This window comes from Chitinasiproducens palmae (genome assembly GCF_900095735.1).
In the GTDB taxonomy this organism is placed as follows: domain Bacteria; phylum Pseudomonadota; class Gammaproteobacteria; order Burkholderiales; family Burkholderiaceae; genus Chitinasiproducens; species Chitinasiproducens palmae.
The window spans coordinates 71,767-84,896 of sequence record NZ_FNLO01000009.1; the positions used below are offsets into that span (position 1 = coordinate 71,767).

Consider the following 13,130-nt stretch of genomic DNA (forward strand, 5'->3'; position numbering starts at 1 on the left):
ACAGGCGGCGCTCGCACGTCGCTCAGGGTCCGTATGGCGTGATGCCTGTCCGGCTCACGGGTGGCGTCGGCGCGATCTCAAAACGGTTCGCCAACGAACATCGCTGCCGTCGCGCGAGGATTCGACGGCCAGTACGCATGCATATAGGTGGCGACCGTGTTGCCGGCACGGTACACGGCTTCGCCCGCCGCAGCGGTGGTGGCGTGGCGAGCTTGCGCGACCGGCGCCATCGCGGTCTGCATCGACGAGTAATGGAAGGTATGACCCATGAGCGGGCCATGCGCGGTGTCCAGCACCTGCATGGCCAGGCGCGACAGACGCGCCTGCATGCGCGCTTCACCGGGCAATACGCCGAGCATCGCGTGGAATGCCAGCGGCTCCGCGCGGGCGTCGTCAGTCGTGCGAGGCAGCGCTGCCTCGCGGGCTTGTTGGTTCATCACGCCAAGCCTGTCAAGCAGGTAGAGCATGCCGCCGCATTCCGCCACGATCGGCCGCCCGGCGCCGGCATGGGCGCGGACCGCGTCGGCGGTGCGCCGCGCGCCGGCCAGCCGCTCGGCGTGCAGTTCCGGATAGCCACCCGGCAGGTACAGCGCGTCGGCGTCCGCCGGGATCGGTTCGTCGTCGAGCGGCGCGAAGAAACGTAAGGCCGCGCCCATTGCCCGAAGCAGATCGAGGTTCGCCGGATAGACGAAGCAGAACGCCGCGTCGCGCGCCACCGCGATGGTGCGCCCGGCGAGCCAGCGCGGCACCGGTGCGCTGCGCGCGGCGTCGAAGGCCACGGCTGGCGGCAACGCCTGCAGCGCCGTGTCGGCCAACGCGTCGGCGGCGCGGTCGAGGCGGAGGTCCAGGTCGTCCACCTCGCCGGCATGGACAAGGCCGAGATGGCGCGACGGCAGCGCGATGTCGGCACGCGCCGGCAGGCCGCCGAGCCATGCCGGCGCATGGGGCGCGAGCGCGGCCGCTTCCGCGAGCATCACGCCATGCCTTTCCGACGCGACGCGATTCGCCAGCACGCCGAAGAACGGCAGGCCCGGCCGGAAGTTGGCAAGACCGAACGCCAGCGCGCCGAAGGTCTGCGCCATCCCGTGCGCGGCGATCACGGCCAGCACCGGCACGCCGAACGCTGCAGCCAGATCGGCGCTGCTCGGCGTACCGTCGAACAGGCCCATCACGCCCTCGATCAGGATCAGATCGGCCTGCGCGGCGGCATCGGCGAGCAGCCGTTGACACGCGTCGCGTCCGACCATGGTCAGATGCAGGGTGTACACCGGCGCGCCGCTGGCGCGTTCGAGGATCATCGGGTCGAGAAAATCCGGGCCGGTCTTGAACACCCGCACACGACGGCCCAGGCGCGCATGATGACGCGCCAGCGCCGCGGTCACGGTGGTCTTGCCTTGACCCGAGGCCGGCGCGGCGATGAACAGCGCGGGGCAGGCGGGCATCGTCAGAACTCCACGCCGCGCTGCGCCTTCACCCCTTGCTCGCGGTACGGATGCTTGACCGCCCGCATCTCGGTGACGAGGTCGGCCGCCTCGACGAGTGCGTCGCTGGCATGCCGGCCGGTGACCACCACGTGCAGCATTGGCGGTCGCGCGCGCAGCACGGCCAACACTTCTTCCTGCGGCAGGTAGTCGTATTTCAGGACGGTGTTCAGCTCGTCGAGGATCACCATCGCATAAGCGCCGCTTTCGATCATCGCGCGTGCCGCGTCCCAACCCTTGCGCGCGGTGGCGATGTCCGCGTCGCGATCCTGCGTGTGCCAGGTGTAGCCATCGCCCATCGTGACGAAATCGCAGTTCGGCAACGCGCCGAGGAAGTCGCGTTCCGCCGTGTAATGCGCGCCCTTGATGAACTGCACGACACCCAGCCGCATGCCGTGGCCGACCACGCGCAGTGCCATGCCGAAGGCCGCGGTGCTCTTGCCCTTGCCAGTGCCCGTGTTGACGATCAGCAAGCCTTTCTCGCGGTCTGCTGCCGCCTGCTTGCGGTCGAATCCGGCCTTGCGCCGTTGCGTCATTCGCAAATGGGCCGCGTCGCCCGCCGCCGCGCCGTGCACAGCGCCGGATGCGCTCGCTGCGTCCGCTGCGTCCGCTTCACCCACATCGGCGGCGTGGGTGCCGCTGGCGGTTGCCGCGGCCGCGCGATCCGGCTCGGGCGACGCTTGCCGCGGCTCGTTTTCGGGCTTGCCGATCGGATCGTCATGCATGGTTCGGTCTCCGGTTCGAGGGAAGGATGCCGGCACGGCCAGTGCCACGGTCACGTCGCGGTGGCGCGACTTGCCGGCCAGCAGGTGCGCGCCTGGGCCGGCGACGTGCAGCGCACTTGGCTCGCACACGCCGGCTGGCGCGCGTCGCACAAGCGCGGCCGGCAGGGCTTGCACGGCGTGAAGGGCAGGAAGGGCATGAAGCGCCTGTGGGGCGGCCGTGCCGTCGGTGGGCGCTGACGGGCGTGCGGTGCCGAGCAGGTGTTCCGGCACGAGCCGCAGTGGCAGGCGATACGCGTCGCAAAACGCCAGCAGTCCCGGCTCGTGCGCCTTGAACGCGGCGGTCGCGACGGTGGCGATGTCGTCCAGCGACCAGGGCCTTGCCGTGGCCGCATTCGCGTCGCGCGCGTTGAGGCTGGCCAGCGCGGCGCGCACCGCCTCGGCGATCGACGCTGCGTCAGTACCGCGTCGACAGCCGATGCCGGCCACCAGCCGCGGCCTGTCACCCGCGGCGACTCGACGAGCGAGGTCGCCGCACAAGTGTGTGCGCTCGCGCGTCATGGATAACTGCGCGGCGTGTACGTCCACTCGCCGCCGTCGGCCCGCGTAAAACTGCGCGTGGTCGAGGCGCCGATCAACACGGTCGTACGCGTGTCCACGTCCGCTGGCTGCAGTTCGCGCAGCGGCAGATGCCGAATCGCGCCGCCTGGTCGGTCGACGTCGCGGCCCAGGACCACGCGCGTGCCGGGTTCCCGGTAGGCGCGCACGATGTCGAGCGCGCGGCCCAGCTGCCAGGGACGCGCGCGCGAAATCGGGTTGTAGAACGCGAGCACCATGTCCGCGGCGGCGGCGTGCCGCAAACGGCGCTCGATCACGGTCCATGGCTTCAAATTGTCGGACAGCGAGATCGCACAGAAGTCGTGGCCGAGCGGTGCACCGGCCAGGGCCGCGGTCGCGAACGCCGCGGAAACGCCGGGCACCATCTCCAGTGCAACGCTCGCCCATGCGGGGTCCGACGCACCGTCGAGCACCTCCAGCACCGCCGCGGCCATCGCGAAGACGCCCGGGTCGCCCGACGAGACCAGCACGACCGCGCGCCCCTCGGCGGCCAGCGCGAACGCGTGCGCCGCCCGTTGGCGTTCCTCGCGATTGTCCGACGGATGCAGCCGTTGATGCGGCGCGAATGGCCCGGCCATGCGCACATAGGTTGCGTAGCCGAGCACGTCATCGGCGGTGGCGAGCGCGGTGCGCGCGGCCGGCGTCAACAGCGCCCGGCTGCCGGGCCCAAGCCCGACCACGCTGAGCCGGCCGCGTGGGCGCCCGAGACGCGATGCGTCGATCGGTTTTGGAAACACGGCCAGCACCATCGCTGCGCGCGCGCCGTCATCGTGCTCCGTCCGCCTGCTCGCGTCCGGCACAGCTTCGTGGCAGGCCGCCGTTTTTCCGTCGCGGTCCACCGCATCCGCGAATTCCGGCGCCGCGCCGAGCACAGTCGGTAGCAGCGGTGCGGTATCGAAAGGATCGGCGCCTGTCTCGAAGGGCTCGAGCGCGGCACTCAACAAGCGCCGCAGCGGCGCGCGCTGGGCGGGCGCGTCGACGTGCGTCGCGACGCTGGCGAAGCGCAACGGCACTCGCAAGCACTCCGCCAGCGTCGCCAACGCCGGCTTCGCCATCTCGGTCGGGTCCGCCAACAGCGCGGCCAGCGACTCCGGCGCGATGCGGTGGCGATGCATCAGACGCTGGAGGGTGCCGAGCAAGCTGTCCGCATCTTCGTCACCGGCATGCAGCGCGATCACTGCCACGCGCGGGTGGATCAGCAATTCGTTCGCGCGGGCGGCGCGCGATTCGCTGCTCACCGCGATCGTCAGCCGCGCGTCGGCCGCGCGCGGCAGCGGCAGCGCGTCGAGCCACGGCGCACTGCCTTCGACGCGGGTGGTTGCGCCGGCCAGCAGATCGGACACGAAGTGCTTGCCGCGTTCGAGATCCGGCAGCACATAGCCGGGCGGCGGGTCCAGCAAACAGGCGCCGAAGCGCAGTTCGCCGCTGGTGGTGATCGCGGCCGGCGCGGCCAAGATCGTGCCGATGCGCCGCGCCAGCGCGTTGACGCCGCCCAGCCCGCCAAGCAGCGGCACGACCGCGCTGCCGTCCTCCGCAATCGCCAGCACCGGCGGTTCGAGCTGTTTGGCGGGACGCGCGCCGGCGCGACCGCTGTCGTTCTCGGCGTCGCCGACGGTGCCGACGGCACCGACCGAGCCGCCAGCGCTGAGTACAGGCGCGAGCGCGCGGATCACGATGCCGGCGGCGCAGAACACCGCGAGCGGTTGGCCGGCACGGTACAGCGCGCGCAGGTGCGTGCCGAGATGAGCGTAACGCACGTCGATCTCGTCGTCGGCCACGCCGTCGCTGCGCGGCGCGAGAATGTGCAGTGCCGCGCCCGGCCACTGCGCACGCAGGCGGCGCGCCGTTGGCAGGGCGCCCGGACCGAGTACGACCAGCACCAGCGCATCGTTCAGTGCCGCCATGCAACCCCCGGTACGACCAGCAGCGAGAAATACGGCGAGCGCATCGGTTCGACCTCGTCGATCGGCACGATGCGCTGTGCGGCCATGGTGGCGCGCTCGACGTAGCGGGCGCGCCGGTCCAGGCCGAGCTCGACCAGCACGCGTCGCACCTTCTCGAAATTCCGGCCGAGCTTCATGATCACGGCCGCGTCCGCGTCGGCCAGCTTGCGACGCAGCTCGGGTTCGGGCAGCACGCCCGACAGCACGCTCAGGCTCTGGTTGCGGTACACCAGCGGCGCGCCCAACACGGCCGCGCCGCCCAGCATCGAGCACACGCCCGGCACCACTTCGCTGGGATGGTGCGCCGCGAGGCGGTCGTGCAGATACATGTAGGAGCCGTAGAAAAACGGATCGCCCTCGCAGATCACCGCGACGTCCCGGCCGGCGTCGAGCTCGATGCGCAGAAGGGCGGCGGCCTCGTCGTAGAAGTCGCCGATCACCGTCTCGTAATCGAGCGGCGGCGGCAGGGTTTCGGTGGTCACCGGATAGACCAACGGCAGTTGCCGCTGTGCGGGCGGCAGGTGCGGCTCGACGATCGAGAACGCATTGCCCTTTTTGCCCTTCGCAACGAAGTAGGCCAGCACCGGTGCCGCGCGCAACAGGCGCACGGCCTTCAGGGTAAGCAGTTCGGGATCGCCTGGACCGACGCCGATCCCGTACAGCGTGCCACTGCGCATCATTCGGTCTCCGTCGCGAGTGCGTTGACGGCCGCGGCGGCCATCGCGCTGCCGCCGCGCCGGCCGTGCACGACGACGAACGGCACGCCACGACTGTCGGCGGCCAAAGCCGCCTTCGACTCGGCCGCGCCGACGAATCCGACCGGGAAACCGAGGATCAGCGCCGGCCGCGGCGCGCCGGCGTCGAGCAGTTCGAGCAGGCGGAACAGCGCCGTCGGCGCATTGCCGATGCTGACCACGCTGCCCGCCAGGAAGGGCAGCCAATGATCGAGCGCGGCCGCGGACCGGGTCGTGGCGAGCGCCTGTGCATGGGACGGTACGTCCGGCTCGCGCAACGTACACACCACGCGGTTGTCGGCCGGCAGCCGCGCGCGGGTGACGCCGTCGGCAACCATCGGCGCATCGCACAGGATCGTCGCGCCGCGTGCGAGCGCGAGGCGTCCGGCGGTGCCCGCGCCCGGCGAGTAGGCCAGCGCGTCGACGATGTCGACCATGCCGCAGGCGTGAATCACGCGGACCGCCAGTTTTTCCAGATCGGCCGGCATGCCGGACAGGTCGGCCTCGCGGCGGATCGTGGCGAAGGACTGGCGGTAAATCTCGGCGCCGTCGCGGATGTAGTCAAGCATTCGGTTCGTGCAGGTCGGTCGGTGTCGGGGCGCGATGGTCGATCGGTGCGAGGCGCTCCAGCAGTCGGTCGAGCGCAAGTTCTTCCGTGTGCAACGTCCCGCCGCTGCCGGTTTCCCGCGCCACCACGGTATAACGTCCGGCCGCGCGTGCCAGCAGCAGAATGGCGGGCGGCGAGCCGGCCGCGCACTGCCGATCGCAGCCGCTGAGGTGAACGTCGGCACCCGCGGGCAAGGACGGCATGATACGCGCAACGCGGGCCGCGTCGGCGCGTACGTCGGCGAGCGAGCGGGCGCACGCCGGCGCGCCGGCACAGCAGCCGAGCCGGCTGTACGGGTCGGCGGTGGCCACCGCCATGCCCAGGCGCGCCAGTTTGCCTTGTACGGCAATCGCGGCGGCGGCGGGGACGTCGACCAGCATCACGCCGTGCCACGGTGTGATCCGCAAGCGCGCGGCATCGCTGGCGACCGCGCCGTGCCTGGCGTCGGAAGCGGCACGGCTCGCCGCGTGGTCCGTGCCGCTGCATCGCGTCGCTGCCGCTGACGTGCCGGTCCCGGTGACAGCGTGATCGCATAGCGCCGCCAGCGCGCGCAGGTCCGCCGGCGCAAGCCGGCCGAGTCGCGGTTTCACGGCGACCATCGCCAGACCGGTCTGGCGTTGCATCCGGATGCCGGCGTGCAAGGCACGCGAGGGCGCGTGCCGTTGCCAGGCGGACAGTGCCGGGTCGTTGCGCAGCGTCACGCCGCTGGCCGCGCTGGCCGCGGCGATCAGCGCGTCTGCGGCGGCCGGATCATCGGCCAGCAAGGCATGCATGCGGGTCAGCGGTCTGCCTTCGCGCGCATGTGCGTCGGCGCACGTCAGGAAAGCGTGCAGGAGCGACAGCACGAAGCGCGGCAGGCGGCGCTGGCCGACCGCGCCGAGCACGCGGGACCCATCGTATGGTGGTGATGTGCGTACTGAACCATGGCTGCGGTCGCGTATGTGGCCGGTGGCGTCGCGGGCCTCTCCGTCGGTGTCGACGACTGGCGAGTGGCGCCCGGCGATCGGCGGGCAGCCGGCCAGGCCGATTGCAAACCAGGGGCCATCGGTCGGGTCCGCCGGCCACGGCAGCGCCGCCAGCCAGACATCGTGCGGATGGTCGGGCGCGGCCAGCGCCTCGCCGCCGTCGAGCAGCAGTGAGAACTTCGGCGAGAGCCGATGCAGACGCACGTCGCGTTGCCAACCGTCCAGCAGCGCGTCGGCGCTGTCGCGGACATCGGCCAGCTGTGCGGGATCGCGGCCGGCCGCCGGACTGATCATCACATTGCGCGCGTCGTCGGCCCCCGCGAATCTCGGACCGAGCCCGACCGCAAGCAGCCGGGCAAGCAGCGCGGCTGCGTCGTTCACGCCGCGCAGTTGCAGATTCGAGCGACAGGTGGTTTCGATGATGCCGTTGCCGAAGGCCTCGGCAGCATCGGCGACCGCGCGCGCCTGGTCGGCGCGCAATGCACCGCCGGGCAACCGGATCCGGCATAAGCCGCCATCCGCGGCCGGTACCACGCGCAACAGACCCGGACAGGCCGAGCCCGCATGCGGGCTGGTCGCGCGAGTCGGCGGTTCGGAGACACGATCGGGCATAGGGCTCAGTTCGAATGCGGCATGGAATGCAAGGCAATACGGTGCCGGCGCGGGGTGGCCGGGCGGATACCCGATGAATCGGCGGCCGGCCGCACTGCCCTCCGGACTGCCCTGCGCGCTGCCCCCCTGCGTCGCTCGCGTTCGCCAAGGCGGACCGACGCGGGACCGACGCGGGCCGCTGCGAAGCGCCGCATGCCGGTCGCTTCGCGCGGTGGCCGGCGATGGCGAGCGGCGTTGTTGCAGGCCCGAGCAGGGCGCGGCGCAGACAGACGAGACGGCGGCGCGGCCGTCCGCACCATCCGCCGCACCATCCGCCGCACCAGCGTCCGCACCAGGGTCCGCACCAAGCGCCGTACCGGACGTACCCAGCGCGCGACTGCTAGATCCGCGGCGCACCTGGGCGCCCCGCCTGGCTTGGCAAACGCTGTATTATGCCGGCTTTGACGGCGGCGCAAGCGGGCGCACGGTTGGACCGCGGCAGCGGTCCTCTTGGGGACAGGCGGCGATGCAGCCCTGGTTGACGGTAATCGGGATAGGCGAGGACGGGCTGGCTGGCCTCGGCACGCCGGCGCGAAGGGCGCTGCGTGAGGCGTCGCTGGTGGTGGGCGGCGCCCGCCATCTCGCGATGCTGCCGGCCCGTTTCGACGCGCGTTGTGTGCGGTGGCCGCAACCGTTCTCGCTGGAGCCGGTGCTCGCCCGGCGTGGCGAGCCGGTCTGCGTGCTGGCCAGCGGCGATCCGATGCACTTCGGCGTCGGCGCGTCCCTCGCGCGTGCGCTGCCGCCCGACGAGTACCGCGTGCTGCCGGCGCCATCCTCCTTCTCGCTCGCGGCGGCCCGGCTTGGCTGGCCGCTCGCCGATGCGGTCATGCTGTCGCTGCTCGGCCGGCCGTTCGACAGCTTGCGTGCGCACTTGCGCGACGGCGCGCGGCTGCTGGTGTTGACGCCCGATGGTGCCGCACCGGCGGCGCTGGCGAGCTGGCTGACGGTGAACGGGTATGGCGATAGCGGCATGACCGTATTCGGTCACCTGGGCGGTCCGCTGGAAAGCCGCGTCGATCACGCGCGCGCCGCGGCATGGGGCGCGCGCAGCGCACCCGCGTTGAACCTGGTTGCGCTGACCTGCCGAGAGGGCTCATCCGCGCTGGCGATGCGGTCGCAGTCGCTGCCTGAAGCCGAAGCCGAAGCCGAAGCCGAAGCCGAAGCCGAAGCCGCGCTGCCGCTGACGCCCGGCTTGCCCGACGATGCCTTCAGGCACGACGGGCAACTGACGAAGCACGACATGCGCGCCCTGGTGTTGGGCCGGCTCGGTCCGCGCCCCGGCGAACTGCTGTGGGACGTCGGCGCCGGCAGCGGCGCCATCGGCATCGAGTGGGTGCGGGCCGGGGGCGGCTGCCGCGCGATCGCCATCGAGTCCTCGCCGCAGCGCCAGGCGTTCATCCGCCACAACCGCGACGCGCTGGGCGCAACGAATCTGACGCTGATCGAGGGCGCCGCGCCCGCGGCGCTGGTGGGCCTGGTGGCGCCGGACGCGATCTTCGTCGGCGGTGGCCTGACCGACGACGGCGTGTTGGAGCACTGTTGGCAGGCGCTGCGCCCGGGCGGCAGGCTGGTGGCCAATGCGGTGACCCTGCAGACCGAAGCGCGTCTGCTCGACTGGCACGGCCGGCACGGCGGCGCACTGTTGCGCATCGCGCTGGCCGAAGCGCGGCCGCTCGGCAGTTTCGAGACCTGGCGGCCGGCACTGCCGATCACGCTGTGGCACGCGTGCAAGCCGGCATGAGCGCGCGAGCGTGCCGCCGCGCGCGCGTCGGCGTGGGCGTCGAAGTGCACGGTACACCGGCAGCCCGGTCGGCACGGATCGTTGGCGGGCGACCGCGATGATGCGCGACGAGTCGCCCGAACGGCCCGCCCCGCTGCGCACCGGGCTGACGACCGGAAGCTGCGCGACGGCGACCGCGCTCGCGGCGGCGCGTCTGCTGCTGGGCATGGATCCCGGCGAGGCCAGCGAGATCGTCCTGCCGAAGGGCCAGGTGGTGACGCTGCCGCTGGTGTTCTGCCGGTGGCGCGACGATGGCACGGTCGAGGCGGGCACCGTCAAGGATGCCGGCGACGATCCCGACGTCACGCACGGCGCCACGGTCTTTGCGCGTGTGCGCCGTCAGGCCGGGCCCGGCGTGGTGTTTCGCGCGGCCGAAGGGGTCGGCACGGTGACGCGCGCCGGGCTGACCTTGCCGGTCGGCGAGCCCGCGATCAATCCGGTGCCGCGACGCATGATCGCCGAGCATCTGGAACGGCTCGCCGCGGATGCGGACTACGTGGGCGGCTTCGAGGTGGCGATCGGGGTGGTCGGCGGCGAGGCGCTGGCGCTGAAGACGATGAATCCGCGTCTCGGCATTGTGGGTGGCCTGTCGATCCTTGGCACCACCGGCATCGTCCGGCCGTTTTCGTGCTCGGCCTACATCGCCTCGATACATCAAGGCATCGACGTCGCGCGCGCCAATGGCTATCGGCATCTGGCCGCGTGTACCGGCAATGCCAGCGAGCAGGCGATGCGCGAGCGCTACGGGCTCGATGACACCGCGCTGATCGAGATGGGCGATTTCGCCGGCGCCGTGCTCAAGCACATGCGGCGTGCACCGGTCGCGCGTCTGAGCGTGTGCGGCGGTTTCGGCAAGCTGAGCAAGCTGGCGGCCGGTCATCTCGACCTGCACAGCCGGCACGCGTCGATCGACCTGCGATTGCTCGCCGACTGGGCGGCGCGGTTGGGCGCGGCGGCGCCGTTGCAAGAGGCGATCGTTGCCTGCAATACCAGCCAGCAAGCCCTGGCCCTTGCCCGGGGCGCCGGCATCGCGTTGGGCGACGCGGTGTGCGAGCGCGCTCGCGCGGTAGCCCGCGACGTGGCTCCCGCGGAGGTTGCAATCGAAGTATTCGCGATCGATCGCGCGGGTCTGATCGTCGGGGCCGCGTCATGAAAGACGAATCGGCACCGCGCGTGCTGCTGCTCGGCGGCACGGGCGACGCGCTCAGGCTGGCGGATGGCTTGGCGGGCGACGATGTGTACAGCCTGGCCGGTCTGGGTCGCGTGCCAGAGACGCTTGCCTGCGCGGTCCGCGTCGGCGGGTATGGCGGCGCCGACGGGCTGGCGGACTATCTGCGGCGCAATGCGATCGCGCTGCTGATTGATGCGACGCATCCCTACGCCGCGCGGATCAGCGCGAATGCCGCGGCGGCCGCGGATCGCGTCGGTGTGCCGTGCTGGGCGCTGCGCCGCCCGGCGTGGACGCCCGGCGTCGGCGACGACTGGCGCGAATGGGACGATTGGGCGGCGCTGCGGCAATTGCTGGCGCCGTTCGGCCGGCCGCTGTTCACCAACGGACGCGCGGCGCTCGCGCATCTCGATGCGGTGCCTGCCACGCAGCATTGGCATGTGCGCGTGCTCGACCCGCAGCCCGGCAACGCACGCGCCACGGTGCTGGCCGCGCGTGGGCCGTTTTCGCTCGACGACGAGCGCGCGCTGTTCGAGCGCCTCGGCATCGACGTGCTGGTCAGCAAGAACAGCGGCGGGCCGGCGACCGAAGCCAAGTTGCGCGTCGCGCGCGAGCGCGGCGTGCCGGTGATGATGCAACGCCGTCCGATGCTGCCCGCCGGCGTACGCTGCTTCGATGCGGTCGACGCGTTGGCGTCGGCGCTACGCGCATGGCGGCGGGGCGGGTACAACGACGCAGGAGAGACCACGGCATGACCGTTTACTTCATCGGCGCGGGTCCGGGCGACCCGGAGCTGATCACCGTCAAGGGGCAGCGGCTGGTGCGCAGTTGCCCGGTGATCCTCTACGCGGGCTCGCTGGTGCCACCGGCGGTGCTCGACGGTCACCGCGCCCACCAGGTTGTCGATACCGCGCCGCTGGACCTCGACGCCATCGTGACATTGCTCGCGCAGGCTCATCGGCGCGGCGAGGACGTGGCCCGGCTGCATTCCGGCGATCCAGCGCTATACGGCGCGATTGGCGAGCAGATTCGACGTCTGCGTGTGCTCGGCATTCCATATGACATCGTGCCGGGCGTGACCGCCACCGCGGCCAGCGCGGCGACGTTGGGCGTGGAATTGACGCTGCCGTCGGTGTCGCAGACGGTAATCCTGACGCGCTTTGCGGCCAAGACCGACATGCCGCCAGGAGAAACGCTCGGCGAGCTGGCACGTCACCGCGCGACGCTGGCAATCCACCTCGGCGTGCGTCATCTGGCGCGGATCATCGACGAGGTGCTCCCGTTCTACGGCGCCGACTGTCCGGTCGCGATCGTCTATCGCGCGAGTTGGCCGGACGAACGCAAGGTCGTCGGCACGCTGGGCGACATCGTCGCGAGGACCGCCGGCTTGGGCCTGGAACGCACCAGTTTGATCCTGATCGGCCGGGTGCTCGGCTGCGAGGATTTCACCGAGTCGACCTTGTATCGTGGCGCCGCGTCGGCGGCGGACCGATCATGAGACCGCGCGACTTCGCGCAAGGCGGCGAGCGCCTGAAGGGCCGCGCCGCGAGGCGCGCGCCCGGTGCCAGCACCGCCAGCACCGCTTGCACCGCCAGCAGCGGGTACGCGGCCCGACAGCAGCGGCGGTAGCCGGTCGAGGCGGGCGGTCAGGCGCGCAGCGCGGCGCCCGAGCTAGCTGGCAGTCGCGCATCGCGCTCGACCAGCCAACCGAACACCAGGCCGAGCACAGTCCACAGGATCAGCTGCAAGCCCAGCGCGCTCACTCGGAACTGCCACAGCAGGGAGCCGGGAAAGCCGGCCGGCACTTCATCGATGGTGGGCAGCGCGAGCTGCACGGCCGTGACGAGCACGACGAAGACGACGGCGCCCAGCGTGCTGCCGTTCCAGTTGCCCAGCGCTGCCAGCGCCCGGCGACGCACCGCAAAACCGATTGCCGCGCAGACGATCGAGGCCGCGATCATCACGAAGAACAGCGCGGTGCGCGTGCCGATCGTGTCGCCCGAGCCGACGGCTGGCGGGTTGGCCGGATACTTGACGGCCGGTACGACGATCAGCACGAGATACGCGAGCAGTGCGAGCGTCAGTGCCAGCGCGCGGGGCCGCAGGGGCCCCAGGCGTCCATGCGCGAACGCGAAGACCAACGCGAACAGGCCGCCCATCGCGGTGCCGTAGACCGCGACGCCGGTCAGCAGGCCGAGGCCACGCTGCGTCGAGCGGCTGACCACCGCATCGTCGTCACCGTCCGCCTGCGCCGCGCCGGCATGCGCATGACCGTGGTCGTGTACAAGCCCTGGTGCGTCCGATGCGGCAGCCTCGCCGTGTTCGTGCAGGCTTTCGAACGCGATGGCCCGGTCGACGCGGGGTTCTCCGACGATACGCGCGAAACCGAAGGCGACGAAGCCCGCGAGCAAGCCGGCGAGCATGCCGCGGACGAGCAGTTTGCCAACCATGCTGCGCATCC

General features: G+C 71.6%; 11 protein-coding genes and 1 pseudogene. 4 read left to right on the forward strand and 8 right to left on the reverse strand.

The features are described from left to right. Positions 1-77: 77 nt before the first annotated feature. The 7 genes and pseudogenes from BLU54_RS15000 to BLU54_RS15025 all read right to left on the reverse strand — a co-directional run bounded on the left by BLU54_RS15000 (position 78) and on the right by BLU54_RS15025 (position 7,682). Positions 78-1,442: a cobyrinate a,c-diamide synthase gene (locus tag BLU54_RS15000; protein WP_091910107.1), complete on the reverse strand. Its 1,365-nt coding sequence runs from the start codon at positions 1,440-1,442 to the stop codon at positions 78-80. Positions 1,443-1,444: 2 nt separating this feature from the next. Then, positions 1,445-2,056 (reverse strand): cob(I)yrinic acid a,c-diamide adenosyltransferase, encoded by a 612-nt coding sequence (gene cobO / locus BLU54_RS23800; RefSeq protein ID WP_407919432.1) that lies wholly within the window; start codon positions 2,054-2,056, stop codon positions 1,445-1,447. 387 nt (positions 2,057-2,443) lie between these two features. Beyond that, positions 2,444-2,764: pseudogene (locus BLU54_RS24480) on the reverse strand (cobalamin biosynthesis protein); the annotation flags it as partial. Further along, positions 2,761-4,725, reverse strand: coding sequence for a precorrin-3B C(17)-methyltransferase (gene cobJ, locus BLU54_RS15010; RefSeq protein ID WP_091910113.1), 1,965 nt, complete (start codon positions 4,723-4,725; stop codon positions 2,761-2,763). The pseudogene BLU54_RS24480 and the gene cobJ, both read right to left, overlap by 4 nt. After that, positions 4,713-5,444, reverse strand: coding sequence for a precorrin-2 C(20)-methyltransferase (locus tag BLU54_RS15015; RefSeq protein WP_091910116.1), 732 nt, complete (start codon positions 5,442-5,444; stop codon positions 4,713-4,715). Before BLU54_RS15015 ends, cobJ begins: the two co-directional genes overlap by 13 nt. Continuing rightward, positions 5,441-6,067 carry a precorrin-8X methylmutase gene (locus BLU54_RS15020; protein ID WP_091910120.1) on the reverse strand — a complete coding sequence of 209 codons (627 nt, stop codon included), beginning with the start codon at positions 6,065-6,067 and terminating at the stop codon, positions 5,441-5,443. The genes BLU54_RS15015 and BLU54_RS15020 overlap by 4 nt, the downstream gene beginning before the upstream one ends. Next, the gene (locus BLU54_RS15025) at positions 6,060-7,682 is read right to left on the reverse strand and encodes a hypothetical protein (RefSeq protein WP_091910123.1); all 1,623 of its coding nucleotides are present in this window, start codon (positions 7,680-7,682) and stop codon (positions 6,060-6,062) included. Before BLU54_RS15025 ends, BLU54_RS15020 begins: the two co-directional genes overlap by 8 nt. 505 nt (positions 7,683-8,187) lie before the next feature. Here BLU54_RS15025 and cbiE point away from each other — a divergent pair. The 4 genes from cbiE to cobM all read left to right on the forward strand — a co-directional run bounded on the left by cbiE (position 8,188) and on the right by cobM (position 12,167). Further along, positions 8,188-9,462, forward strand: coding sequence for a precorrin-6y C5,15-methyltransferase (decarboxylating) subunit CbiE (gene cbiE / locus BLU54_RS15030; protein ID WP_091910126.1), 1,275 nt, complete (start codon positions 8,188-8,190; stop codon positions 9,460-9,462). A 100-nt stretch (positions 9,463-9,562) separates the two neighbouring features. Continuing rightward, the gene (locus tag BLU54_RS15035; RefSeq protein ID WP_091910535.1) at positions 9,563-10,654 is read left to right on the forward strand and encodes a cobalt-precorrin-5B (C(1))-methyltransferase; all 1,092 of its coding nucleotides are present in this window, start codon (positions 9,563-9,565) and stop codon (positions 10,652-10,654) included. Beyond that, positions 10,651-11,424 (forward strand): cobalt-precorrin-6A reductase, encoded by a 774-nt coding sequence (locus BLU54_RS15040; RefSeq protein ID WP_091910130.1) that lies wholly within the window; start codon positions 10,651-10,653, stop codon positions 11,422-11,424. Before BLU54_RS15035 ends, BLU54_RS15040 begins: the two co-directional genes overlap by 4 nt. Next, complete coding sequence (cobM, locus tag BLU54_RS15045) at positions 11,421-12,167, forward strand: precorrin-4 C(11)-methyltransferase (protein WP_091910133.1); 747 nt, start codon at positions 11,421-11,423, stop codon at positions 12,165-12,167. The genes BLU54_RS15040 and cobM overlap by 4 nt, the downstream gene beginning before the upstream one ends. A gap of 148 nt (positions 12,168-12,315) precedes the next feature. On the opposite strand, the gene BLU54_RS15050 is transcribed toward cobM, so the two are convergent. Next, positions 12,316-13,119, reverse strand: a complete 804-nt coding sequence (locus BLU54_RS15050) for a CbtA family protein (protein WP_091910537.1) — start codon at positions 13,117-13,119, stop codon at positions 12,316-12,318. Positions 13,120-13,130 lie beyond the last annotated feature (11 nt).